Genomic DNA, 24,717 nt, shown 5'->3' with positions numbered 1-24,717 from the left:
CGCTGCGGCGGTGAATCGTGTACATTATCTGCTTTTCTGCAGCCACTTCCAGCCGGATACCAGCCATGTCCACCTCCGCCGAAACCGCCGCCGCCAAGCATGTGGTGCGCGCCGCCTGCCCGCATGATTGCCCCGATACCTGCGCCTTGTTGGTGACGGTTGAAGACGGGATCGCCACTGAAGTTAAGGGCAATCCCGATCATCCCACCACCGCCGGCGTGCTGTGCACCAAGGTCTCGCGCTATGCTGAACGCACCTACCACCCGGAACGTCTGTTGTACCCGATGCGCCGGATTGGCGCCAAAGGAGAAGGTAAATTTGCCCGCATCAGCTGGGATGAAGCGCTGCACACCATCGCCAGCCGCCTACAGGAAATCGCTGCACGCGACGCGCAGGCGATTGTGCCTTACAGCTATGCCGGCACCATGGGCGTGGTGCAGGGCGAATCGATGGCCACGCGCTTTTTAAACCGCCTGGGCGCCTCGGAATTAAAGCGCACCATTTGCTCCGCCGCCGGCGCCACCGGCTATAAATACACCATCGGGGCCCGCATCGGCACGGAGCTGGAAGCTTTTTCCAAGTCCAGCGTGATCCTGATCTGGGGCGGCAATCCGATCGCCTCGAATCTGCATTTCTGGATGCGCGCGCAGGAAGCCAAACGCAATGGCGCCACCCTGGTGGCGATTGACCCTTACCGCTCGCTCACTGCGGAAAAATGCCATATGCATCTGGCCCCGCTGCCGGGCACGGATTCCGCGCTGGCGCTCGGTCTGATGCATCTGCTGATTGAAGAAGACTGGCTCGACCACGATTACATTGCCCAATACACGCTGGGCTTTGAAGCCTTGCGCGAGCGTGTGCGCGAGTGGACGCCGGAGCGCACCGCTGAAGTTTGCGGCCTGGAGCCGGTGCAAATCGTGCAGCTGGCGCGCCTGTATGGCAGCGCGGCGAAAGACGGCCAGGCGGTCGCGATCCGCGTCAACTATGGCTTGCAGCGCACCCATGGCGGCGGTATGGCGGTGCGCAATATCGCCTGTCTGCCGGCGCTGGTCGGGGCCTGGCGTCACGCCGCCGGCGGCATCCAATTATCCGCCTCTGATTCCTTCGCCAAAAATCAAGCCTGGCTGCAGCGCCCGGATTTATTCCCCGCCGGCAAAAAGCAGCGCCATATCAATATGAGCACCATCGGCGATGATTTGCTCAAACCCGCTTCGCCCGAATTCGGACCGCAAATCGAAGCCCTGATTGTGTACAACAGCAATCCGGTGGCGGTGGCGCCGGAATCGGCCAAGGTGGCGCAAGGCTTTGCGCGCGAAGATTTGTTCACCGTGGTGTTGGAACACTTCCAAACCGATACCTGCGACTATGCCGACATCATTCTGCCGGCCACCACCCAGTTGGAGCATGTGGACGTGCACGCCACCTATGGCCACACGTATATGATGGCGAATAATCAAGCCATCGCGCCGCTCGGCGAGGCCAAGCCGAACAGCGAGATTTTCCGCCTGCTGGCGCGCGCCATGGGCTTTCACGAAGACTGCTTTGCCGACAGCGATGAAACCCTGGCCGCACACGCATTTAAGCGCGAGGATGCGCGCAGCAGCCATTTCGACTGGGAAGTGATGAAGCGCGAAGGCTGGCAAAAGCTGAATATGCCCGCCGCGCCGTTCGCCAAAGGCGGTTTTAAAACCCCGTCCGGCAAATGTGAGTTTTATTCTGAAACCATGGCCAAACATGGTTTAGATCCGCTGCCGGCATATATCGGCCCGCATGAATCGGCAGCCACCACGCCGGAACTGGCGGCGCGCTATCCGCTGGCCATGATTTCGCCGCCGCAGCGCAATTTTCTCAATTCCACCTTTGTGAATGTGAAAAGCCTGCGCGACACCGAAGGCGAGCCGCATCTCGAATTGCATCCCGATGAAGCGGCCAAACGCGGCTTGCAACATGGCGATCTGGTGCGCGCCTTCAATGATCGCGGCAGCATGCAAGCCGTCTTGCGCGTCACCGATAAAGTGCGGCCCGGTTTGCTGGTGGGCTTGTCGATCTGGTGGAAAAAATACGCGCGTGACGGCAAAAATGTGAACGAATTGACCAGCCAGCGCGTGACCGATATGGGCGAAGGCCCGACTTTTTACGATGTTTTGGTGGAAGTCGAAAAAGTAAAATAATTTGCAATATTTTTTGCTGAAAAAAGCGGCAAGCGTCCCTGCGGGCCATATAATTCTCCAACTATCAATAAGAAATGGATATTGGGGATGGCAGGTAAGGAGGATGCGGGAGGCAAACGCGCCCGGCGCAACATCGTTGCTGCGCTGTTGGCGGCATGCTCCTGGCCGGCGCAGGCGCTCGGCCTGGGAGAGGCGCAATTGCATTCGCACTTCGGCCAGCCGCTGGCGGCCCAAGTCAGCCTGCTGGGCAATGACCTGGAAAACCTGCATCCCTCCTGCATCCGCGCCAATCTGCTGAATCTGGAAGGAGTCTTGCTGCAACAAGCGCAAGTGCGCCTGCAAACAGAGCGTCAACGCTTAGTCATCAGCAGCGCCAACCCGCTGCACGAACCGGCATTCACCTTGCAAGTGCAGATGTCCTGCGGCCAGATCGTGTCGCGCAACTGGGATCTGCTGCTGGACTTGCCGGCGCAAGCTTCCACCCCGCAAGCCATACCGTCCGCCACGCCACACACGCGCAGCAAGCGCAAACCGGCGCATGCTGAAGTGCACAGCGAGCCGGCAGCGCCGGGCGCGCCTGCGGCAACCGCCGCCGCTGCGTCAGCGCACATGCGTCAATCCAGCGCGCGCAAAATACCGCCGCCGCCAGCCGATGCGCCACGCCCGGTATTGCGCCTGAGCGCCGCGCAAGACAGCGCGATGCACGCCGAAATCGAAGAATTGGTGTTGGCCAAAGCCTTTGGCCTGTCGCCCGAGAGCCTGCAAAAACTGCAGCGCGCGACAAGCCCCGCCGCCAAAACTGAAACAAGCACGGCGCCGCTGGAACTGACTGCGCTGCAACAAAAAATCCGCATGCTGGAAGCCGAAGCCGAGCGCCTGCAGCGCCTGAGCGCACAACAAGAGCGGCAATTGAGCGGCCCCGCCAACGCCAGCGGCGCGCCATGGCTGGCCGGGCTGGGCGCCCTGCTCAGTCTGGCCATGCTGGCGATTGGCTGGCTGCTGTGGCGCGTGCGCGGCCTGCGTCAGCAAGCCGGCCTGTGGCGCAGTCTGGCGGATCAAAGCACATGGCAAAACAGCATGGCGCCCGCGACCGCCCCGCCCGCCACCCCGGCGCCGCGTGGGCGCGCCGGCAAACCCGCCAGCACGCCGGCGCCGGCAAGCAGCGCGCCAGCGCCGCAGACCGCAGCGCCCGCGTCCACACCTGCGCCGCCGCAACCCTCGCATACGCCGGAACCGGAAGCAGCGCTGGCCTTTGTCGGCAATCTGCGCCAGCCGCCGGCCCCCGCGCAACATGAAGAAGATGACGCCCCGCCCGTGCGGCAACAGGATTTACCGCAGGTCGGCGAAGTCACCGACATCTTGCACGAAGCCGAATTCTGGGTTTCGCTGGGCCAGAACGACAAGGCGGCGGCATTGCTGGAGCACACCATCGCGCCTGAACCGGCCGCCGTGGCGCCGCTGGTCTGGATGTATTTGCTCGATCTGTATCGCGCCTTGGGCCGCGAGCCGGATTTTCAGCGCTGCCGCCGCCAATTCATGCAATATTGCAATGTCCACATTCCCGAATGGAATGCCGCGCCGCCCGCCGGCCCCGGCCTGCTGGCGCAACGTCCCGAGCTGTGCCAGCGCATCAGCCTGCTGTGGGGCACCAGCCAGGCGATTCCGTTTTTACAAGACATGTTGCGTGACGACCGCGCCGGCGAGCGGCACGGTTTTGATCTGGATGAATACCGCGAGCTGATGTTCCTGCTTGATTTGGCGCGCACCCGCGCCCAGATGGATGAAGATGAACTCCATATTGAATTCAATCTGTAAGCGCGCGCTGCGCGCCGCCTGCGCCCTGCTGCCGCCGCTGTTCTTGAGCGGCTGCGGCGCCCTGCAATATTACAGCCAGGCGGCGCAAGGGCAATTGACGCTGGCGCTGTCCGCGCGCCCGCTGCAAGCCGTGCTGGACGACCCGGACAGCAAACCGGAACTGCGCGCGCGCCTGCAATTGGCGCAACAGATACGCCATTTCTCCGTCAGTGAAATCGGCCTGCCCGACAATCAAAGCTTCCGCCGCTATGTGCAATTGCCGCGCCCCTATCCTTTGTGGAATGTGGTGGCGACGCCTGAATTTTCACTCACGCCGCTGCACTGGTGCTACCCGGTGGCCGGGTGCGTCAGTTATCGCGGCTATTACGACCAGCAAGAAGGCGAAGCCTTCGCCGCCAGCTTGCGCAGCCAGGGATATGACGTGCATTTTTACGGCGTGCCGGCGTATTCCACGCTGGGCTGGTTTGCCGACCCGCTGCTGTCTTCCTTCCTGCATTACCCGGAAGCGGAATTGGCGCGCCTGATGTTTCACGAATTGGCGCATCAGGTCTTGTATGTGCAGAATGACAGCGGCATGAATGAATCTTTCGCCACCGCCGTCGAATTGGCGGCGCTGGAACGGTGGCTGCACTGCCGCCGCCTGCCGCAGCTGCGCCAGCAATGGCGGGTGCAGCGCCAACGCCAGCTGGACTATCTGGCGCTGCTGCAAAACACCCGCACCGCCTTGCAAACCGCCTACGCCCAGCCGCACGATGAGGCGCAAAAACGCGCCGCCAAAAACCGCATCCTGGCCCGTATGCAGCAGCAATATCAAGACCTGAAGCACAGCTGGGACGGCTATGCCGGCTATGACCGCTGGTTTGCCGACCTGCCCGGCAATGCGCATCTGGCCGCAGTCGCCACCTACCACCAGCAAACCCCGGCCTGGCTGCAATTGCTGCGCGAAACCGGCAGCTTCCCGGCGTTTTATCAAGCCGCACGCGAGTTGACGCGGCAAGCGCCGGCAGAACGCGCCCAAGCCCTGCAAGCGCTGCAGGCGCGCGCCGCCGATGTCAACGACATGCCCGGCTTTTTAAGCGCGGACTGCGCCGATCCGATGGCGGCGCGGCAGGACAGCCGATAAAATCCGGCAACACAGCACCCTGCAATGCAGCACAGATTTGAATTGATGACATGACATAGCAAACAATTGTCGCCTCAACGCGACATAATCAGCACTGTTACAATTTTCCTTCCGGAAAGTGATTTTTTTGCAAACATACCGTGCCAGTTAATTTATGTATTTGCTTGCGCCCGTTTTTCATCCAGGCATCTTGCCCGGCGCATCAGAGGGAAGGATGGCACGCTTTTCAGCGCAATCCGGTTAATGACGGCGCCGCCACCAGCAGTTTATTTCGCGTCAGATTTGCGCCACAACGCTTTTCCGGCGGCGCAATTGCGGCGACAGCAGGCAAAATTGCTGCAATGCGACATCGCTTTTTTTGGGTAAGATCAGCGCTCGTTTTGCATGTCGGCCTGCAACGCCAATTCGCGTCGCTGCAAGCCGGCCTTCGATGCCGCACCAGCAAAACAGCTGGCGTCTGCGGCGGCTTTCACCTTGAAACACAGCGCGCTTTGAGCCTGCGGTATGGCTCGGCACGCCTGTTTGCAGGCTTACTCTGAGATGGAGTGTGGGCGATGAAGTTGCAAACCTGGATACACAGCGGCGCCGAAATCGCCGCATCGGCTAAACAAGCGCTGCAGCAGCTGTTGCAGCAAGCCGGCGTGGAAGTCTTGCCGCAGCGCGCAGACTTGCGTTTTGGCGTCTGCCTGTTCCAGCACATCGACGACAATCTGCTGGAAGACTTGCGCCTCTTATCGCAGCAAGCCAGCGTGCTGGCGCTGTGCCTGCAGCAAGACAGCTTAAGTCCGGCGCAAATGTGGACGGTGCTGCAAACCGGCGCGGCGGATGTCTGGTGCTGGAGCGGCATGCCGCGCGACGCCGCACCGATCCGCGCACGCATGCAGCGCTGGTGCGCAGTGCAGCAGCTGGCTGAATCTGATACCGTGCAGTCCCAGTTGGTGGGACAGAGCTGCGCCTGGCGTCAGCTCCTGCATTCGCTGGTCGAAGTCGCCGCCTTCACCCAGGCCCCGGTATTGGTGACAGGTGAAACCGGCACCGGCAAGGAATTGGTGGCGCGCCTGATTCACCAACTTGACCCGCGCCCGGACAAGGGCGAATTGGTGATTTTGGATTGCAGCACGATTTCGCGTGAATTATCCGGCTCTGAATTTTTCGGCCACGAACGCGGCGCCTACACCGGCGCACAAGGCGCGCGCGACGGCGCCTTTGCGCTGGCCGATGGCGGCGTGCTGTTTTTGGATGAAATCGGCGAATTGCCGCTGCCGCTGCAAGCGCAATTGCTGCGCGTGATTCAAGAACACAAATACAAGCGCCTGGGCAGCAATCATTGGCAGCACACCGAATTCCGCCTGGTGTGCGCCACCAACCGCGATTTGGAAGCGGAAGTGGCGAAAGGCAATTTCCGCGCCGACCTGTTTTACCGCATCGCCGCCTGGCGCTGCCGCACCCCATCGCTGCGCGAGCGCAAAGAAGACATCCTGCCGCTGGCGCATCATTTTTTGAGCCAGCTCGACCGCCGCGCCTCAAACTTTGAATTTGACCCGGCGGTGCGCCAGTTTTTGCAAAGCCGCGACTACCCCGGCAATGTGCGCGAGCTGCGCCAATTGGTCTCACGCATCTGGTACCGCCACACCGGCGGCAGCCCGATCACCATCGGCGATGTGCCGATAGAAGAGCGGGCGCAATATCAGGCCCCGGACAATATGTGGCCGCATGCCGGCTTTATGCAAGCCGTGCGGCAGGCGGTGGACATGGGCATAGGCTTGAAAGAAATCAGCCAGGCGGCGGCGGATGTGGCGATGCAAGTTGGCCTGGAGCAGGAAGGCGGCAATCTGCAACGCGCGGCCAAGCGCTTGGGCGTGACAGACCGCGCCTTGCAAATGCGCAAGGCGAACCGGCGGCAGGTGTGTTGAGGGGGCAATTCCTTTGATGAGCCGCTGTGGTGGAGCGGCCCGCGCCCATTCCTTTGTCACGCCGCCGGCATCGGGCGCATTGAGGCATCATTTCCGCGCCTCGCTGGGCGCCGGCTTTTCATCTGTCTGGCGCCGGGCTGATACAATGGCTGACGCTTTTCTCTTGATCCAAAATCTTTTGCCGCGCCACATCAGCTGAACACACGTTCTTGAGGCCTGGCTTGCAGACAAGCAAGACTTGCGCACAGCGTAGCGCAGTCAGCCTGCCACACACGGCTGGGGATGGCTGCCAGCGAGTACAAGGAATACATCCCATGGTCGAGATTCACCTGCCTTCCAGCCTGAAAATATTGGATACCCTGCGAGCGCCTGTTCGCCAATGCCTGGCGCGCATAATGCATCCCGCTCAGCACGCCACCATCCGGAACGATGAGGAAACACCGGGTTGGATATTTGATGCAAGGGAGCAGATCCAATGAGCCGGGAAAAACCACCTTCATTGATCCCGCCCCCGGAGGGCTACGCCAAATGGCTGGCGGATTTAAAAAACCGCATCCACAACGCCCAGCTGCGGGCGACGCTGACGCTCAACCGCGAACTGGTGGGACTGTACTGGCAGATCGGACGCGATATTCTGACCCGGCAGGCTGAGCAAGGCTGGGGCGCCAAGGTGATCGAACGGCTGGCGCACGACTTGCGCACGACTTGCGCACGTCCTTTCCGGATATGAAGGGTTTTTCTTCGCGCAACCTCAAATACATGCGCGCCTTTGCCGAAGCATGGCCTGAGCCTGAATTTGTGCAGCAGGCTGCTGCACAATTGCCGTGGTTTCATCTATGCACCTTGCTGGACAAACTCAAAACCCGCGAGCTGCGCGACTGGTATTTGGCGCAGGCCATTGCACACCAATGGTCGCGCAACGTGCTTGAAATGCAAATTGAAACCCAATTGCACACCCGCTCAGCGCAAGCCATCACCAACTTCGAGACGCGCCTGCCCAAACCCTTATCAGATCTGGCGCAGGAATCCTTGAAAGATCCCTACCGTTTCGATTTTCTCGGCCTGAGCGAAGCAGCGCAGGAACGCGAGATCGAACACGCCCTGGTCAAACATGTCACCGGATTTCTGCTGGAATTGGGTGCAGGCTTCGCCTTTGTCGGCAGGCAGGTGCTGCTGAATGTGGGCGACGAGGACTTCTTCATTGACTTATTGTTCTACCACCTGAAGCTGCGCTGCTATGTGGTAATCGAGTTGAAAGCCGGCAAATTCAAGCCTGAACACTTGGGGCAGTTGGGTTTTTACCTGACAGCAGTGGATCGACAAGTCAAGCATGAGCAGGATAATCCAACGATAGGCCTGCTGCTGTGCAAGAGCAAAAACAGGGTGGTGGCAGAATATGCACTCGGCGATAAATCCCAGCCCATGGGCATCGCCGAATTCAAATTGCTGGAATCCATGCCTGCTGAACTGCGCACCAGTCTGCCCAGCATTGAGCAGATTGAGCAGGAATTGGCCGGCCCGGCGCAGGCAGATGAGGACGAATGAGTGAGGATGCCGAACGCAAACACCCCTGCCCTCAAGACCTGGCAGCGCTGGGCGGAAGCGGCAAAGACTGGAGTGCTTAAGCACCTGTCAGTTTCAGCCAAGTCCAATCAACCGTTCCGCACATCCTGCCGCTGCGGCACTCCCGATATGCCTGGGCCAGCCAAACGTGTGCGCTATGCCGCACTATTTCACCGCTTTCTCCCGCATCAGGCGCGCAATCATCGGCACCGGCGCGCTGCCATAAGACAAAAATTCCTCATGGAATTGTTTCAAATCAAAGCGCTCGCCCAAGCTTTTGCGGCGCTCTTCGCGCAGTGCGTGAATCGCTGAAAAACCGCTGTAATAACTGGCCAGCTGCACTGAAGTCAGCTGCACGCGGCGCCATTTGCCGAGCGCTTCGGCTTCGCTCTGAAACGCCTGACGCTGCAATAAATCCAGCGCCTGCTCGCGCGTCATGCCCAGCACATGCACGCTGTAATCCAAAATAGTGTTGCAGATCGCGCGTAAATTCCACTTGGAATACATCAACCACATTTCCGGCGTATTCCCGCCATAACCGGATTCCATCATCATCAGCTCGCCATACACCGCCCAGCCTTCAATCATGGTTCCATTGCCAAACAGGGTCTTGATCAGCGAAGGCGATTTATTCGCATACACGAGTTGGGTGTAGTGTCCCGGAATCGCTTCGTGGATATTCAGAATCTGCAAAATCCAGTAGTTATATTCGCGCAGCCAGCTCTCGGCTTGCTCTGGCGGCAGATCGGTCAGGGGCGACACATTGTAGTAAGTCGGGTCCTGCGGGCGGAACGGGCCGGGCGCTTCAATGCTGGCGGTGGTCACGCCGCGCTGATACAAAGGAGTTTCGCGCACTTGCAAAGGCTTGCTGGCATCCGCCCCCAGCAGATTTTTTTCCAACACCCAGCGCGTCAATTCCGGCAACTGGGCGCGCACATCCTCAACAAAATTTTCCGGCTTGCTGTGGCGTTTCGACAGCTCATCAATCAACAAACCGATTTTCGCCTCACGCTGCGCCGGTTTGTCGCGCCCGGCCATGTATTTCGGCCACAGCTCATCGCTGATTTTTTCCATGCGCGTCAGCATCTGCTCTTTCGCCGCCAATGCGCGCTGATAGGTTTCCTCCCCCGTCAAGCCGGATTGAATCTGGCGCACAAAGCGTTTTTCATACACCTCTTTGCCAATCCGGAAACTGCGCTTGGCCTCGCCCCTGGCCAGCAGCACGCGCAAGGACAGGGTGTAGTCTTGCAGCGCATCGCGCGCTGCGGCTAAACGTTGTTGCAACAGGCTCGACGCAGCAGCATCCAATTTGGCTGTCTTGGCCTGCTTGCCGATTTCCGCAAACACCTGCAATACGCCGCTGCTTTGCTGAATCGCCAGCTCAGTATGTTCCGGGGTCGGATTGTGCAGATTGGCGCGCGCCGCGCGGTAATACGCCGGCGCCTTGGCCAAGCGCAGGCTGATATCCTGCAAGCGCTTTTCCAGCGGCGCATAGGGCGTGTTCAACATCTTATCCAGACTCCAGCCGAGGTTGTAATCGGATGGATTCCAGCGGTACTCATCGTTTTCTTGCAAATGCCAGATTTCGCTGTGCAGCTGGTTTTGGATCAAAGCCAGATCAACCTGCGCCGCCGCCGGCAAAGCCGCCGCATTCACCTGATCAAAGCGCGCCAGCCAGCTGCGCGCAAACGCCAGATCGCGCTTGCGCTGCGCCGCATCCGGAATCATCTGCTGCGCGGCGTGGTCAAATTTCCCGGCCCAGATTGCCGTATCCGGCTGCGCCCGCCACAGCGCATCGAGATAATCCTTTTGCAGTTGTTGCATCTGCCGGCTGGCGGCATGTTGACTCTTTGACGCCGGCGCCGCAGCGGTTTGCGCCAGCACAGAAGAGACAGGAAAAGCGAGAGCGACGCACAAAGCGCCCAGACGGAACAGATTTTTCATGGCGGAAAATGGCAGACAAATCAAACAGAGAAAGCCACATCATCGCAGCAGAAACGCCGCACAGCGCAGGATCGCGCAAGATTTTGATTTTATGCAGCGCAGAACAAATTTGACTGCACAAAATCCGGTTTGCGCGCGCCTGGGCGATGCTTGTTTTGCGCCGCCAAAATACGGCAGCGCCATGCCTCTCATGCCGACAGACATATCCAGACTGCGCGCCAAATGCGCGATAATGCCGGCATTCCAATCAACGAGCTTACAACCATGTCCGATCTGACTTCGCACCCCGGGCGCGCGCTGGTATTGTTCAGCGGGGGCCAGGATTCCACCACTTGCTTAGCCTGGGCCTTGCAACGTTACGCCCATGTGGAAACGCTGGGTTTTGATTATGGCCAGCGGCATGTGATTGAACTGCAGCAAAGACCGCTGCTGTTACAGCGCATGCGCGCCATGTCCAGCGCCTGGGACGCCAAGCTGGGGCAGGATCATTTGCTCGACCTGGGTTTGCTGGGGCAGATTTCCGATACCGCGCTGACCTCGGAATGCGCCATCAAATTCCAGGAAAACGGTTTGCCGAATACCTTTGTGCCGGGGCGCAATCTGCTGTTTTTAACCCTGGCGGCGACCCTGGCTTACCGGCGCGGTCTGACGGTGCTGGTGGGCGGCATGTGCGAGACCGATTATTCCGGCTACCCGGATTGCCGCGACGACACCATCAAAGCATTGCAAGTCGCGCTGAATCTGGGCATGGATACCCGCCTGACGCTGGAAACGCCGCTGATGTGGCTGTCCAAAGCCGCTACCTGGCGCTTAGCGCAGGAATGCGGCGGCGACGCGCTGCTGGAATTGATCCGCCAGGACACCCACACCTGTTACCTGGGCGAACGCGGCGACTTGCACGCCTGGGGCCATGGCTGCGGCGCCTGCCCGGCCTGCGAACTGCGCGCGCGCGGCTGGCAGGAATATCAAAGCGCGCTGCAGGCGCCGGCGGCGTTTGGCGGTTAATGCAGATGCTGGCCCCCGTTCAAGGCGAATTGCCGGCCCCGAGCGAGCGCGCGCTGCGTCACGCCATCTGGGCCGGGCTGGCCTATCCCTTCGCCAAACTGCTGCTGTTTATCGCGGTGTATGGCTTGCATGCCGAAGATGTCGAGCTGTTTTTCGCCGAATTGATTTTATTTGGCGGCTTGAGCTGGTGTATCCGCCTGCGCAGCCCGGTGTGCCTGCTGCTGGCCGCCGCCGTGCTGGTGCTGGATCAAATCATTTGCCTGATTTTGCAAGAACATCCCTTGCACCTGCCGCTCGGCTTATTGCTGCTGTATTGTTATATCGACGCCTTCCAGGGCTTGCGCAAATTTGCGCGGCAACAAGCGGTTTGAGGCGCCCGGCGCCTGCCTGGAACTGTGCTATAGTTTACGGTTTTCGCGTTCGCCAAGGCCAGCCATGTTTGCTCCGCTACAGAATGACCGCTTTTTGCGCGCCCTGCGCCGTCAACCGACTGATGCCACCCCGCTGTGGCTGATGCGCCAAGCCGGGCGCTATCTGCCGGAATACCGCGCCGTTCGCCAGCAAGCCGGTTCCTTCATGGGCCTGGCCACCAATCCCGATTTCTGCACTGATGTCACGCTGCAACCCATCGACCGCTACGGTCTGGACGCCGCGATTCTGTTTTCCGATATTCTCACCGTGCCCGACGCCATGGGCTTAGGCCTGACTTTCGTCGAAGGCGAAGGGCCGCAATTCGCGCACCCGCTGCAAGACGAAGCCGCCGTGCTGGCGCTGCGCGTGCCGGATATGGACAAGCTGCGCTATGTGTTTGACGCTGTGACCTCGATCCGCAAAGCGCTGGCAGGGCGCGTACCGCTGATCGGCTTCGCCGGCAGCCCCTGGACCCTGGCTTGCTATATGGTGGAAGGCGGCAGCTCGAAAGAATTCCATACCATCAAGGCCATGATGTACCGCCGCCCCGACTTGCTGCGCCATATTTTGCAAGTGAATGCGGATGCTGTGGCGGCCTATCTGAACCAGCAAATCCAGGCCGGCGCACAAGCCGTGATGCTGTTTGATTCCTGGGGCGGCGCGTTGGCGGCGAATATGTATCAAGCTTTTTCGCTCGACTATATGCGCGCCATCATCCAACAATTGCAGCCCGGCCCGGAAGGCCGTGTGCCGGTGATCGTTTTCACCAAGGGCGGCGGGCAATGGCTGGAAGCCATGGCCGACAGCGGCGCCGATGCGCTCGGCCTGGATTGGACTTGCGACCCCGGCCAGGCGCGCGCGCGCGTCGGCCATAAAGTGGCGCTGCAAGGCAATCTGGATCCGGCGATTTTAATGGCTGGCGACGCTGCTATCCGCAATGAAGTCGCGCACATCCTGGCCAGCTTCGGCCAACACGATGCGCACAGCGGCCATGTGTTCAATCTGGGTCACGGCATTTCCCAACACACGCCGCCGGAAGCCGTGACTGCGCTGGTGCAGGCGGTGCGGGAACTCAGTCCTGCATACCACCGCGTTTCCGGCGCCGTCTGACGATACTTATTCACAATTCCCCGGGGCCGCAGGGAAACCCGGCACGATTTTGCATGAATTTCATAAGCCCTTGATATAAAAGGGCTTTTTCTATTTAAATAAGGCTGACGCAGGGGCCAAAGCTACCGCAGGCAAGCGGTATTGCGGCATGCGCCGCAAGTTGTGCACAAAATTATCCACAGGCGCTGTGGACATCTTGAAAATCCGCCATCTGGCTGTATTCTGCCGCCATCAGCAGGCTTTTATGCCACCCTTCTTATGACCACCGGTAACGCGTATGATCCTTGACTTTTCTCCGGGTTTACGCGCCGGGCCGGGTTTCTTCAGCGCAAGCCGCAGCGGGAAGTTTTTCCCGTTTGCGGCCAGCTTATGCACAATCCGGCAGCCACGTTTGCAGAGTCCCTGAGCGGACTGCAAATACTTCCCGGTATATTTATAAGCAATTGATTCAAAAGGGATTTTTAAAATTTCTAAGGGACAGTGCAAGAAGTTTAATAAAGCTACCGGGAGTCTTTAGAGGGTTTACGCCAAGCTTTGTGCACAAACTTATCCACAGGCGCTGTGGATAGTGAAAAAGTCCAGCAGAATCCATGGTTTAGGCGATTTCTTCAAAAAAGATTTGAAGAAATTCACAATTATCCACTGCCGCCAAACTGCCATGAGCGGCTTGGCGGAAAAACTGCGCTGCACTGCAATACATTTATAAGTATTTGATTTATATAAATATTTTAGCTTCGCACCAAGTCGGCGCAAGGCCTGACAAGACCCCTAACGGGCCGGGCCAGACTTGTCAAGCGTGTTTTGTTCACAAACTTATCCACAGAAGCTGTGGACATTTCCAAAAAAGGCTTGTAAATCCGTAGCTTAAAGGCGAAACGCGGATTTTTTCCCGATTTTTGCCACTAAAAGTTTTATTTCACACGCTTGACATTTTTCCCGGCAGCACCCTGCAATCTGGACGCCATACGCCAATTATGCACAGCGCCAGGCAAGCGCCCCGGCTTGCAGACAAACCCGGCAGGTATTTTTCATCTCTATGACACGAATATGTAAGTATTTGAAAACAAAGGGAAAAAAATTTCCTGAAGAATTCGCTTCCAGGAGACTGAGAAAGCCTTGGCGCCTGCTGCCGGCAGCGCTGCGGCAGATTGTTCACAAAATTATCCACAGGCTTTGTGGATAGCTGAAAAATCGTGGAAAATCCGGGGCTTGGATGTTTTTAAACAGGGAGCAAGATGGGCCATGGCATTGTGCAAGTGGTGCTGGATACGCCGCTTGACAGCTGTTTCGACTACCTCTGGCCGGCAGCGCTGCAAGCCGAGTGCGGCGCGCCGCAGCCAGGCCAAGTGGTGCAGGTGGAATTTGGCCGGCGCGAAATCGCCGGGTTGATCATCAGCAGCAGCACGCACAGCAGCTACGCGCTGGAGAAACTCAAGCCGGTGCTGGCGGTGCGCGCGCAAGTGCCGCCGCTCGGCCCGCAATGGCTGGATATGTGCCGCTTCGCCGCCGCCTATTACCAACGGCCCCTGGGCGAAGTGGCCTTGCCGGCCCTGCCCAAAAATCTGCGCGCCGGCAAAGCCCTGGCTCTGGACAAGGCGCTCAAAAAACTGGCCAAGCCGCAAGCCAACGACGCCAGCCCGCACGGCGCGCCAGCGTTGAATGCAGAACAGGCCGAAGCCAGCCAGGCGATTTTAGCGGCGCAAGGCTTCGCCCCCTTCTTGCTGTATGGCGTCACCGGCAGCGGCAAGACTGAGGTGTATTTGCAAACCGCCGCCGCGCTGCTGGCGCGCCAGCCTGAGGCGCAAGTCTTGATCCTGGTCCCTGAAATCAATCTCACCCCGCAATTTGAAGCGAATATTCGCGCCCGCTTTCCCGGCCTGGCGCTGGCCACGCTGCACTCGGAATTGGCGGAAGGCGAGCGCCTGCGCAACTGGCTGGCGGCGCATCTGGGCCAGGCCCGCATTTTGCTGGGTACCCGCATGTCGCTGCTGGCCAGTCTGCCGCAACTGGCCCTGATCATTATTGATGAAGAGCACGACCCCTCTTACAAACAGCAGGAAGGCTTGCGCTATTCGGCGCGCGATTTGGCGGTGTGGCGTGCGCGCCAATTGCAAATTCCAGTAGTCTTGGGTTCGGCCACGCCTTCGCTGGAAAGCTGGCAACACGCGCAAAACGGACGCTACCGCCTGCTGCGCCTGCGCCAGCGCGCCTCGCATGCGGCGCGCCTGCCGCAAGTCGGCGTGATCGACCTTTCGCGCGACCGTGCGCAGGAAGGTTTTTCCGGGGCCTTGATCGCCGCCATCCGCCGCCGCTTAGAGCGCGGCGAACAAAGTCTGCTGTTTTTAAACCGGCGCGGCTATGCCCCGGTGCTGTGTTGCGAAGCCTGCGGCTGGATCAGCGGCTGTCTGCGCTGCACCGCGCACATGGTCTTGCACAAACCGGAACACCGCTTGCGCTGCCATCATTGCAGCCTGGAACTGGCGATTCCGCGCCACTGCCCGACCTGCGGCAATATCGACTTGCAAGCCCTGGGGCGCGGCACCCAGCGCATTGAAGAAGTCTTGCAACGCATCTTTCCCGAAGCGCGCGTGCTGCGCATCGACGCCGATTCGACCCGCCGCAAAGGCAGCGCACAAGCCGCCTTCGCCAGCGTGCACAGCGGCGAAGTGGATATTCTGGTCGGCACCCAGATGGTGGCCAAGGGACATGACTTTAAACGCCTCTCGCTGGTGGGAATTTTGAACCCGGACACTGCGCTGTTTTCGCATGACTACCGCGCCAGCGAACGCTTGTTTGCGCAATTGATGCAAGTCGCCGGGCGCGCCGGGCGCGCCGACCTGGGCGAAGGCAGCGTGAGTGAAGTGCTGTTGCAAAGCCGCTATCCGCAACACCCTTTGTACAGCGCGCTGATGGCGCACGACTATGAAAAATTCGCCGCCCAATTGCTGGAAGAGCGCGCGCAAGCCTGCATGCCGCCCTACAGCTATCAAGCGCTGCTGCGCGCCGAAGCGCGCGAACTGCAAAGCGCGCTCGACTTTTTGCAGCAAGCGCGCAGCCTGCTGCCCGCGCCCGGCGTGGAAATCCTCGACCCGATCCCGATGACGGTGACACGCGTGGCCCATGTGGAGCGCGCGCAAATGCTGCTGGAAGCGCAACGCAGGAGCGATTTGCAAGCCTTCCTCACGCCCTGGATGACAGCGCTGCGCGGCTTGAAAAGCCGGGTGAAATGGGGCTTGGAAGTGGACCCGATGGATGTGTGAATGGCGGTGAGATACTGCCTAAGACCTGTGATTGTTGTACACCCATGCGCCGGAGGAGTTGCGGGGGAGGTTGGGGCTGTAGCAGCCAAGCAGGGACTCGCTTTTGCCCCCCACGCGCAAGTGTGACAGCGTGATGTGTGGGCTGGACGCAAGCGTGCCCGCCTACCTCGCCACATCCCGCAACGTCAATTCAAACTCCCGCCGCAGTTCTTCGCGCTCGGGCAAGTAAAGCTGGTATTTCTGCACAAACACTTGGCTGCTCATATTGTACATGGCGTATTCAACCAATAATTCATCTTTGCCGCGACTCATGATGATGCCTATCGGCGGGTTGTCGCCCTCGATATTTTCTTCATTGGCGAAATAGCCAAGATACATATTCATTTGCCCAATATCGTGGTGTTGCACCTCGCCCAATTTCAAATCCACCAGCACAAAGCAGCGCAAAATGCGGTGGTAAAACACCAGATCGACTTTGTAGTGGTGGTTATTGAGCGTGATGCGGTATTGCCGGCCAACAAAGGTAAAGCCCTTACCCAATTCCAGCAAAAATTGCTGCAAATGATTGCATAGCGCCGTTTCGAGATCGGTTTCGGAAAGGTGCGCAGGTTCCGGGATTTTCAAAAATTCAAAAACATAAGGTTCGCGCAGCAAATCTTGCGGGTTGGCGACGATTTGCCCTTGCGCGGCGAGTTGCAGCACGCCTTCTTTGTCACGGCTGCTGGCTAAACGTAAGAACAGGGAAGTGGATTTTTGCCGTTTCAGCTCGGCCACCGACCAGCGCTCGGCAATCGCTTGTTTTTCGTAAAAGCTGCGTTCCAAGGCATCGTCTATCTTCAACAACTCAACAAAATGCGACCAACTCAAAAAGTCAGACGGCATCTGACTTATTGGGTACTGCAAGTAAAGTTGACGCATGTAAATCAGGTTACTGCGGCTAAACCCCTTACCATGTCGCAAGCGCAAGTCCCGCGCCAGTTGCGTGATTAAGGCTTTGCCATAGTCAGCGCGCTGCTGCCCTGCTTGCTCAAATTCGACAATATGCTGGCCGATTTGCCAATACGTTGCCAGCAATTCCCGATTCACCGCCTGCACCGCCTGCACGCGGCCCCGCGTGGCAACGGCATCGATTCTTGCCAGCAGGCTGTCATACTGGCTGTTGTCACTCAATTGCGTCATGCCAAAATCCTGAAACGAAGAGGCTGCACAAGGCTGGGAAAATGCTGGCGCCCTTACGAGTCACCCAGCCCACAAAGCGCACAGCTTACCGCATCACACCAAACAGCGCATACGCCTCAGCACAGTAGAGATCATTTCATGTCTTCACATTGGCTGAATAAGCATCAATTAAATTATTCCCCCCACAGGCTCTACACAGTGACTTATGACAGAGAAAGCGCCGCTGGAAACGCTGGATAAATTGCTGGACATCAGCAAAAAAGCACAGGAACTGCGAGGGAATGCGGGCGGCAAGAATGGGGGGTGAGGCGGACAGCTTTGGACTTCCATCATCAACGGCCAGCGCCAATGTGCGCGGCTGTTTGATTTTCAAGGCCGGCATGGATTTCTTCCGGCGCCACGCTATCATCAAGCTTTTTCACGCCCGGAGCCGCCATGTCCAAACAAGCCCACCTCGCCCTGATGGCTGAATACAATCGCTGGATGAATCAAAATCTGGCGCAAGCCGCCGCCCAGCTTGATGCCGCTGCTTTGCTGCAAGAACGCGGCGCGTTTTTTTCCTCGATTTTCGGCACGCTGAATCATTTGGTGACGGCGGATTTGATCTGGCTGCAGCGCTTTTCCCAGTTGTCGGCGCCAGCTTCAGCTGTGTTGGACTTGTCCCGTTTTCCGTATTCCAAAGATTTGCGCGCCCAACCCTGCGCCGATTTTGCCGGCTGGCAGAACATGCGCGCGGAACTGGATGCGCTGATTGTGCAGTGGGTCGCCGCGCTGCGGGAAGAAGATTGCGAGGCCGCCTTGGATTACCACACGCTGGACGGGCAGCCGCTGCGCAAAAATATGTACAGCCTGTGCGCGCATTTTTTCAATCACCAGACCCACCACCGGGGACAAGCCTCCACCCTCTTATTCCAAGCCGGCGTGGATATCGGGGTGACCGATTTGAATGCGATTATTCCGGTGGTGTGAAGCACGTCCGGCGCAGCTGGAAGCGGCGCACGTCAGCGGTATAAATCGCCCAAGGCGACGCCGCCGCCGCGCACTGCGTTGTCCAGCTCGGCGCGCTGGCGCGAATCGAGATTGGTCCAGCTGGAGCGCGGCGAGCGGATTTTCAGCGCGGCTTTGCGTATCCAGTCCACCGAGACGATATCTTTATCCAGCCAGAACGCAAATTTGGCTACGGTTTGCTCGGGCGCACTGAGGAAATCTTCGTAGCGCATGGTGCATTTCTGGCTGGCCGGCACGGCTTCGAGCTGGCGCAGGCCGACCCGGATTTCATTCGACCAGAATTGCCCGCAATGCGCCACCGGCACTTGAAATTGACGGAAGGCGGCGGCGTCGAAATCCTGCGGCGTGAGACCGCGCCATTTGTCCGGGATGAAGCGGTCTATCGGCGCGGCGCCGGCGGCAAACGGATCGGCCCCAAACTCATGGCGCAATTGCATGCCCAGCATCAGCATGCGGTAGCCATAATTCTGGCTCATGGAAATCGCCACATTGCGGCCATCGCGCACCAGGTGGATGAAGCGCGCATTCGGAAACGCTTTATACAATTCGCTCACCATGCGCAAACTGCCGCCGGAACGCTCCAGCCACAATTTGCGCCCGAAGCGCTGGCGCAGCCAATCAAACATATGGGCATGGTGCGCGGCGGCGCTCATGACCGGCTGTGCTTGCATATGTTCGAGCAAATCATTGAACAGGGTCTCGGCCTCAGTGGTCAGGTGCGGCAAGGCGCACAGCAACAAGGGCGGCACGCCACTGTGGCGGCCCCAGCGCGAATTGGCGCCGGGCTGGAACTGCCCTTCTTCCACTGGCAAACCATGTTGCAGCAACAGACGCGCGCGCGGCGGCGGGGTTTGCAGGAATTCGGCAAATTGCGCGCCGCTCATCTGCCCTTCCGGGAAACAGGCCGCGATGGCCGCGCCAAAATCGCTGGCGATACGGAAATATTCGGAAATGCTGAGCACATTGGGATTGGTGTTGAGCACGCTGGACAGCATGGCGGAGCCGGAACGGCCTGCGCTGACCACAAACACCGGAGCCGGGCTGCGGATATCAGGCATGGCGGCGCCTCCCGGCGTCAACAGTCAGACGGCTTGCGCCAGCCTCGCTGCGATTGATCGCGTCAGAATCGGTTCGCTGCATCATGCCTGCTCCTGATACGGGTTGCCCGGTACGCGCCGCACAGCCAGTGTGCGGCGTGAACTTTATTCTAACCGCATTGCCTGCGCAAAAGCAGCAGTTTTGCGGCAGTTTTTTTGCCGCACAGCATCATTTCCCTGCGGAAATATTCATTGCTTTGCCGCGTTTCCCTGGCGCACCCGGAAAATGCCTGCAACAGGCAGTCAGCAGAGGCCGCGCCAAGTCCGTCTATCCCCAGCAAAAGCCTGAGTAATTCCACATGCTTGTACCGGTAAAGAGAAGTTAAATGTTATAAGTCGGGAATGCATTGTTGCATTGCAGCGCATCAAGTTTGCGCCATCGCGCTTTGCCACAAGGCTGCGCCTCACATCAAGCCGCATGCTGCGCCCATCCTGGCCGGGCGTTAAGGCTGGGCTTTGTGTTGATCCAGCTTTTGGAAATACTCTTCTTCCAATTTACGCACATTCAAGTCTTGTAAAGCACGGTCAAACGCCTGTTTCATTTCCAGGCCGGGTGCGGTTTGCTGGAAGCAGATGTAGATTTTCAATTCCGCCAGCAATTTGGGATGAAACACAATATTGCGCGCCTGGCTGGCCAGCATCGGATCGGTTTTCAACAGGTAACGCAAAACCGCTTCGTCCACCACCGCCGCACGCACCCGCCCAAGCGCCAGTTTGCGGATGTTTTGCCCGTCACTGGACGAGCTTTCGACTTTGATCCGTCCCTGTTTCATGAGGACGTCAAATTTTTCGCCATTGGAATAGCCGTACACCACGCCGATGCCGAGTTTGGCCGGCACAATCAAATCTTCCAGGCTGTCCCAGTCAAAGGGGGTTTCGCGCAAATAGGCGAAGCCGACATTGGAGCTGCCGATGGGTTGTGAAAAATGACATTCCGCCGCCCGTTCGGCAGTGTAGTAGGCCGGGAAGTAACCGGCGTAGAGCGGATCGCGCCCGCCCAATTGCATGGCGCGCTTCCAGGGGAAATAATCAATCTTGACGCTGTGGCCAAAGCGCGCCGCCGCCTGCGCCACGATGAAGGTGGACAGGCCTTGCGCCGGCAGGCTGGAGCCGACATAGGGCAGCCATTCCAGGCTGGCAATACGCATCTGTTTATCCTGCGCCTGCCCGCTTTTGCATGGCAACAGCGCCAGCGCACACAACAGACTGATGACCGCTTTGCGCATCTGCTTCCCCCCTGGCGCATATGACAAAAGATTGCTCAATGGTTAGACACAGTGTGCCGCGCAGCTGCGCTTTTGGCAAGCGCTCAGCGCGTTCTATCAAATTTGCGCGGCAATAATAAAATCACACAACATCCTTCCACATCCGGCTGACTGATGATGCGGATGCGTCCCCGCAAGCGCTGCAAAACATGGTTGTACGCAATGTGCAAACCAAGCCCGGCGTGTTCCGCGCCGCCGCTGGTGAAAAACGGATCAAACACTTTGGCCTGCCATTCCGGCGCAATGCCGCAGCCATTGTCAACGACTCTGATTTCCACCATGTCTGCAGGGGCCGCTTGCGCACTGAGCAGGACGCGGCCGCCGCGCCGCTGCGGGAAGGCATGATCCAGCACATTCCTGAGCAAATGCTGCAACACTTCAGTAAGCGCCGCCGCCACTGTTTCGATTTGCAAACCGGCCTCCACTTTGATCTGCAGCGTATGCCCGCGCTCTTGTATTTCAGACTGCAGCAAAACCGCCGCTTCCGCCAAATACAGGGACAAATCAAGCCAGTCCGGGCGATCGCTTTCGGCATCTGCGGTAATCGCTTTGAAGCTGGCCACCAGGGCCGCCGCGCGCTGTGCATTGTGCAGCGCCAGATTGAGGTAGGACTGGCCATCCGCCAGCACGCTGGATGATGGCGGCAATTGCGGGGCCGCTTCGCGCCAGGCTTCCTGCACGCCGCTCAAGGCCAGAATCACCACGCCCAGCGGCGTATTCAGCTCATGCGCGACGCCGTTCACCAAACCGCCCAGCGCCGCCATTTTTTCCTGTTGCACCAGTTGCGCTTGTGCGGCATGCAAGGCGCTGATGGTTTGCGCATTCGCCAGCGCAATCGCGCCATAGCTGCACAGTGTGCGGAAAATCATGCGCTCCCGCTCGCCATAGGCTTGCGGGGTCTCGCTTTGAATCGCCATCACGCCCAACACCACATCATCAATAATCAAAGGCGCAAACAAGGAGGTCAACATGGCCAGCCGCTTGCCGCTTCCGGGCTGGCTGTCCACCACATTGCGTTCGAGTAAAATCTCGCGCCGCTCGCGCACTGCGCGCGCGGTGTTGGAAGTGGGCGAATCAAGCGGAATATCGATTTGCGGCAGCACCGCGCCGGCTTCGCGGCCATAGCAGCGCCGCAAATATTGGCCGCCCGCATCGCAGTTGTAAATCACCAGCGTGGTGGCGTCGAGCAAGTGCCGCACATGCTCATGCAAGGCTTCAAACACTTGCTGCGCATCCAGGTTGGCGGTGATGTCGCGTCCCATTTCGCCAAGCTGGCGCAGCGTTTCGGCGGATTGCGCGAGTTCCTGATTGGCTTGATTCAAATCATGATTCGCGGCTTGCAACAGATCCTGCTTTTCCTGCAGCTGGGCGGTGCGCAAACTGACCTGTTTTTCCAGCTCACGCGCACGGGCGCGCAGGTAGCGTGTGAAAAAGCGGAATGCGCTCAACAGCAAGAGCGCGGCGGCCCCGGCTTCGATGCTGCGGAACCACCAGCTTTGATACCAGGCCGGCAAGACCCGCACCGGCAATATCAATTCCTGTTCAGAAAATTGGCCATTCCGGTTGGAGCCGCGCAGATGCAATTTATATTCGCCCGGGGCCAGATTGGAATAACTGGCCAGACGGCGCGCCGAATCGGTTTCCAGCCAGCCGGAATCAAATCCTTCCATGCGGTACATATAACGCAGCCGTTCCGGCGCGCTGTAATCCAGGGCCGCGAATTCTATTGCCAAGTGCCGCTGGCCCGGATGCAGCACCAGTTCCTGCAGAATGCCCGGGCGCAGGGCCTGGTTATGGCCAAGCGCCGGAACCGGCTTGTTCATCACGCGGATTTCAGTGATGACGATCGGGGCCTGGTATTGCCAGTCGGTGTAGAGCTGAGGACGCACAATCAACAGGCCGCCAGTGCCGCCGAAGAGTAATTCGCCGGTGCTGCTGCGCGTGCCGGAATTGACCCAGTAGGCTGGAATCGGCACCCCTTCCGCCGCTTGCATGCTGCGCACTTGCAAGGTTTGCTGGTCAATCATGGCCAGGCCGTTATCCGTGCTGGCCCACAGTTTGCCGAACTGGTCCGCCTCGATTCTGGCCACATTCAAATTCGGCAAGCCGGCATCCAGGCCCAGATTGCGGATGCGATAGCTGTTGCCGTGCGGCGTCAGAATGCTGATGCCGCCGCCCATCGAGCCGACCCAGATGCGGCCATCGGCTGCCGGGTGCACACATAAAATCATGCCGCTGGCCAGCGTTTGCGGATTGCCGGCCTCCGGCATGAAGCGTTGTGAACTGCCGCTGGCGATGTCGTACAAATTCAAGCCATTGCGTGTGCCGATCCAGATTTTGCCGGGGCCGCCGGGAACCAGCACGGTAATACGGTGGTCGCTCAATTGCTGGCTGCCCGGCGGTCGTTGCGCCGGCGTTTCCGGCGCCGCGTCCAGCGCACGCATCCAGAGTCCGCTTTGATAGCCGCCCAGCCACAAGCGCCCACCATAATTCAGCATGGCGCGCACATCGATGGCGCCGCCCTCATCATTCGCGCTGACGCGCTCCACTTCCAGACTGTTTTGATGCACCCGGAACAAGCCCTGCGCAGTGCCGGCGTACACCCATGGCGCCTGCTGCTGCAGGGACAGCACGCGATAATTCGGCAGGCCATGCTTGCCGCCGCCGGGATTTGGGCGCACGCCATGGATTTTTTCTTCATGCGGATCAAGAATATCGATGCCATTCCCGCCCAGCCCCAGCCAGATTTTGCCATCCGGCATGGTCAGCATGGAAAACACATCGGGATCGCTGATGCCGTCCAAACGTTGACTGACGCCGAACATGGTTAAAAAAGCGCGCTGGCCGGCATCATGCAGCTGTAAGCCGCGTTGGTTGCCCAGCCATAAAAAACCGGCTTTGCTGCGCAACATGCTCCAGATGGTGTCGTCGGCCAAGCTGCGGGTAAGCAGGGGATCGCGTTTGATGCGGCGCACTGCGCGGTGCTCCAGATCAACGCTGACGACTCCCTGGCCGTAAGTGCCAAGCCAGACGATGCCGGACCGGGCCTGCACCATGGACAAAATAAAATCCTGGGCCACGCTGACGGCTTCCGGAATCAATTGGTGCAAGGCCTCAATCTGTCCGCTTTGCAGCAAGAACACGCCGTGCCGGCTGCTGCCGATCCAGATCGCACCATCATCGGCTTGCATCAAGCTGTGCACGGATACGCTTTGCCCTTGCGGTACGGGAAATTTCAAGACGCTGATGTCATACGACAACACGCCTTGCTGCAGACGCGGGCGCAGCAGACTCAAGCCTTTCGCGCTGCCCACCAGCAAGCTGCCATCTTTTTGCAACAGCAAGGCATGCACCTGGCTGTCAGGCAGTCCGCGCCGTCCCGGCCCTGCTTTGCCGATATGATGGAAGATCCCGCTTTCGACTTGCAGATAGTCCAGTCCGTCATTGGTGCCTATCCACAAACCGTCTTGCGCATCGTCCTGCAAGGCGCTGACTGAGACATGGGACAATCCGGGCCGGCCGGGCGCGGCCTTGCCCCAGCTTTGAAAACCATCCTGCTGCGGCAGATAGCGCGCCAGGCCGCCGCCGCTGGAGCCGATCCACAGCCGGCCTTTGCGGTCAGTAAATAAAGATTGAATGAAATTATCCGGCAGCCCAACGCTGCTTTGCGCCTGCGGTTGATAGCTGCGGAAGCGGTAACCGTCCCAGCGCGCCAGGCCGCCCTGGGTGCCGACCCAGATAAAGCCCTCGGCATCTTCGCTCAAGGCGGTGACAATCGGATGCGGCAAGCCGCGTTCCAGTCCGAATTGCTGGAATATCTGGTCACCAGAGTATGCCCAGTTCGCTGCTGGCG

The 24,717-nt window shown here is 59.1% G+C and carries 16 protein-coding genes and 1 pseudogene; 11 read left to right on the top strand and 6 right to left on the bottom strand.

Annotation, left to right across the window (positions count from 1 at the left end; genetic code table 11):
* Positions 1 to 65: 65 nt before the first annotated feature.
* The 6 genes and pseudogenes from V8J88_RS23710 (at position 66) to V8J88_RS23685 (ending at position 8,567) form a co-directional block, all read left to right on the top strand.
* Positions 66 to 2,171: a molybdopterin oxidoreductase family protein gene (locus tag V8J88_RS23710; protein WP_338846763.1), complete on the top strand. Its 2,106-nt coding sequence runs from the start codon at positions 66 to 68 to the stop codon at positions 2,169 to 2,171.
* Positions 2,172 to 2,258: 87 nt separating this feature from the next.
* Positions 2,259 to 3,986: a hypothetical protein gene (locus tag V8J88_RS23705; protein WP_338846762.1), complete on the top strand. Its 1,728-nt coding sequence runs from the start codon at positions 2,259 to 2,261 to the stop codon at positions 3,984 to 3,986.
* Entirely contained in the window at positions 3,958 to 5,109 is a 1,152-nt protein-coding gene (locus V8J88_RS23700) for an aminopeptidase (protein WP_338846761.1), read from the top strand. Before V8J88_RS23705 ends, V8J88_RS23700 begins: the two co-directional genes overlap by 29 nt.
* 554 nt (positions 5,110 to 5,663) lie before the next feature.
* The gene (locus V8J88_RS23695; protein WP_338846760.1) at positions 5,664 to 7,022 is read left to right on the top strand and encodes a sigma 54-interacting transcriptional regulator; all 1,359 of its coding nucleotides are present in this window, start codon (positions 5,664 to 5,666) and stop codon (positions 7,020 to 7,022) included.
* Between the two features lie 314 nt (positions 7,023 to 7,336).
* On the top strand, positions 7,337 to 7,501 hold the full coding sequence (locus tag V8J88_RS23690) for a hypothetical protein (protein ID WP_338846759.1): 165 nt from the start codon (positions 7,337 to 7,339) through the stop codon (positions 7,499 to 7,501).
* Positions 7,498 to 8,567 (top strand): annotated as a pseudogene (locus V8J88_RS23685) (PDDEXK nuclease domain-containing protein). Before V8J88_RS23690 ends, V8J88_RS23685 begins: the two are co-directional and overlap by 4 nt.
* Positions 8,568 to 8,750: 183 nt before the next feature.
* Here V8J88_RS23685 and V8J88_RS23680 read toward each other — a convergent pair.
* On the bottom strand, positions 8,751 to 10,529 hold the full coding sequence (locus tag V8J88_RS23680; RefSeq protein ID WP_338846758.1) for a DUF885 domain-containing protein: 1,779 nt from the start codon (positions 10,527 to 10,529) through the stop codon (positions 8,751 to 8,753).
* Positions 10,530 to 10,793: 264 nt separating this feature from the next.
* On the opposite strand from V8J88_RS23680, the gene queC reads away from it, so the two are divergent.
* From queC to V8J88_RS23660, 4 genes are all read left to right on the top strand, one after another.
* Entirely contained in the window at positions 10,794 to 11,534 is a 741-nt protein-coding gene (gene queC, locus V8J88_RS23675) for a 7-cyano-7-deazaguanine synthase QueC (RefSeq protein ID WP_338846757.1), read from the top strand.
* A gap of 5 nt (positions 11,535 to 11,539) precedes the next feature.
* Positions 11,540 to 11,905 (top strand): hypothetical protein, encoded by a 366-nt coding sequence (locus tag V8J88_RS23670; RefSeq protein ID WP_338846756.1) that lies wholly within the window; start codon positions 11,540 to 11,542, stop codon positions 11,903 to 11,905.
* Between the two features lie 64 nt (positions 11,906 to 11,969).
* Positions 11,970 to 13,055, top strand: coding sequence for a uroporphyrinogen decarboxylase (gene hemE / locus V8J88_RS23665; protein ID WP_338846755.1), 1,086 nt, complete (start codon positions 11,970 to 11,972; stop codon positions 13,053 to 13,055).
* A 1,235-nt stretch (positions 13,056 to 14,290) separates the two neighbouring features.
* Positions 14,291 to 16,315 carry a primosomal protein N' gene (locus tag V8J88_RS23660; protein ID WP_338846754.1) on the top strand — a complete coding sequence of 675 codons (2,025 nt, stop codon included), beginning with the start codon at positions 14,291 to 14,293 and terminating at the stop codon, positions 16,313 to 16,315.
* Positions 16,316 to 16,477: 162 nt separating this feature from the next.
* Here V8J88_RS23660 and V8J88_RS23655 read toward each other — a convergent pair whose 3' ends face one another.
* Positions 16,478 to 17,494 (bottom strand): PDDEXK nuclease domain-containing protein, encoded by a 1,017-nt coding sequence (locus V8J88_RS23655; protein ID WP_338846753.1) that lies wholly within the window; start codon positions 17,492 to 17,494, stop codon positions 16,478 to 16,480.
* A 136-nt stretch (positions 17,495 to 17,630) separates the two neighbouring features.
* A complete protein-coding gene (locus V8J88_RS23650) occupies positions 17,631 to 17,876 on the bottom strand; it encodes a hypothetical protein (protein ID WP_338846752.1) in 246 nt (81 codons plus the stop codon).
* A gap of 53 nt (positions 17,877 to 17,929) precedes the next feature.
* Between V8J88_RS23650 and V8J88_RS23645 the strand changes: the two genes are divergently transcribed.
* On the top strand, positions 17,930 to 18,463 hold the full coding sequence (locus V8J88_RS23645) for a DinB family protein (RefSeq protein ID WP_338846751.1): 534 nt from the start codon (positions 17,930 to 17,932) through the stop codon (positions 18,461 to 18,463).
* A 32-nt stretch (positions 18,464 to 18,495) separates the two neighbouring features.
* Here V8J88_RS23645 and V8J88_RS23640 read toward each other — a convergent pair whose 3' ends face one another.
* The 3 genes from V8J88_RS23640 to V8J88_RS23630 all read right to left on the bottom strand — a co-directional run bounded on the left by V8J88_RS23640 (position 18,496) and on the right by V8J88_RS23630 (position 24,652).
* Entirely contained in the window at positions 18,496 to 19,560 is a 1,065-nt protein-coding gene (locus V8J88_RS23640; RefSeq protein ID WP_338846750.1) for a sulfotransferase, read from the bottom strand.
* Positions 19,561 to 20,042: 482 nt separating this feature from the next.
* Positions 20,043 to 20,825, bottom strand: a complete 783-nt coding sequence (locus V8J88_RS23635) for a transporter substrate-binding domain-containing protein (RefSeq protein ID WP_338846749.1) — start codon at positions 20,823 to 20,825, stop codon at positions 20,043 to 20,045.
* 83 nt (positions 20,826 to 20,908) lie between these two features.
* Positions 20,909 to 24,652 carry a two-component regulator propeller domain-containing protein gene (locus V8J88_RS23630; RefSeq protein ID WP_338846748.1) on the bottom strand — a complete coding sequence of 1,248 codons (3,744 nt, stop codon included), beginning with the start codon at positions 24,650 to 24,652 and terminating at the stop codon, positions 20,909 to 20,911.
* Positions 24,653 to 24,717 lie beyond the last annotated feature (65 nt).

The organism is Massilia sp. W12 (genome assembly GCF_037300705.1).
GTDB lineage: Bacteria > Pseudomonadota > Gammaproteobacteria > Burkholderiales > Burkholderiaceae_D > JACPVY01.
This window is presented reverse-complemented; position numbering and strand designations above follow the sequence as displayed.

What these genes read in the sequence shown, in the direction of transcription:
- V8J88_RS23680 (WP_338846758.1), bottom strand. Translation starts at nt 10,529, where the DNA reads ATGAAAAATCTGTTCCGTCTGGGCGCTTTGTGCGTCGCTCTCGCTTTT.
- V8J88_RS23660 (WP_338846754.1), top strand. Translation starts at nt 14,291, where the DNA reads ATGGGCCATGGCATTGTGCAAGTGGTGCTGGATACGCCGCTTGACAGC.
- V8J88_RS23635 (WP_338846749.1), bottom strand. Translation starts at nt 20,825, where the DNA reads ATGCGCAAAGCGGTCATCAGTCTGTTGTGTGCGCTGGCGCTGTTGCCA.
- V8J88_RS23655 (WP_338846753.1), bottom strand. Translation starts at nt 17,494, where the DNA reads ATGACGCAATTGAGTGACAACAGCCAGTATGACAGCCTGCTGGCAAGA.
- V8J88_RS23705 (WP_338846762.1), top strand. Translation starts at nt 2,259, where the DNA reads ATGGCAGGTAAGGAGGATGCGGGAGGCAAACGCGCCCGGCGCAACATC.
- V8J88_RS23650 (WP_338846752.1), bottom strand. Translation starts at nt 17,876, where the DNA reads ATGCCGGCCTTGAAAATCAAACAGCCGCGCACATTGGCGCTGGCCGTT.
- V8J88_RS23645 (WP_338846751.1), top strand. Translation starts at nt 17,930, where the DNA reads ATGTCCAAACAAGCCCACCTCGCCCTGATGGCTGAATACAATCGCTGG.
- V8J88_RS23710 (WP_338846763.1), top strand. Translation starts at nt 66, where the DNA reads ATGTCCACCTCCGCCGAAACCGCCGCCGCCAAGCATGTGGTGCGCGCC.
- queC (WP_338846757.1), top strand. Translation starts at nt 10,794, where the DNA reads ATGTCCGATCTGACTTCGCACCCCGGGCGCGCGCTGGTATTGTTCAGC.
- V8J88_RS23670 (WP_338846756.1), top strand. Translation starts at nt 11,540, where the DNA reads ATGCTGGCCCCCGTTCAAGGCGAATTGCCGGCCCCGAGCGAGCGCGCG.
- V8J88_RS23695 (WP_338846760.1), top strand. Translation starts at nt 5,664, where the DNA reads ATGAAGTTGCAAACCTGGATACACAGCGGCGCCGAAATCGCCGCATCG.
- hemE (WP_338846755.1), top strand. Translation starts at nt 11,970, where the DNA reads ATGTTTGCTCCGCTACAGAATGACCGCTTTTTGCGCGCCCTGCGCCGT.
- V8J88_RS23690 (WP_338846759.1), top strand. Translation starts at nt 7,337, where the DNA reads ATGGTCGAGATTCACCTGCCTTCCAGCCTGAAAATATTGGATACCCTG.
- V8J88_RS23640 (WP_338846750.1), bottom strand. Translation starts at nt 19,560, where the DNA reads ATGCCTGATATCCGCAGCCCGGCTCCGGTGTTTGTGGTCAGCGCAGGC.
- V8J88_RS23700 (WP_338846761.1), top strand. Translation starts at nt 3,958, where the DNA reads ATGAACTCCATATTGAATTCAATCTGTAAGCGCGCGCTGCGCGCCGCC.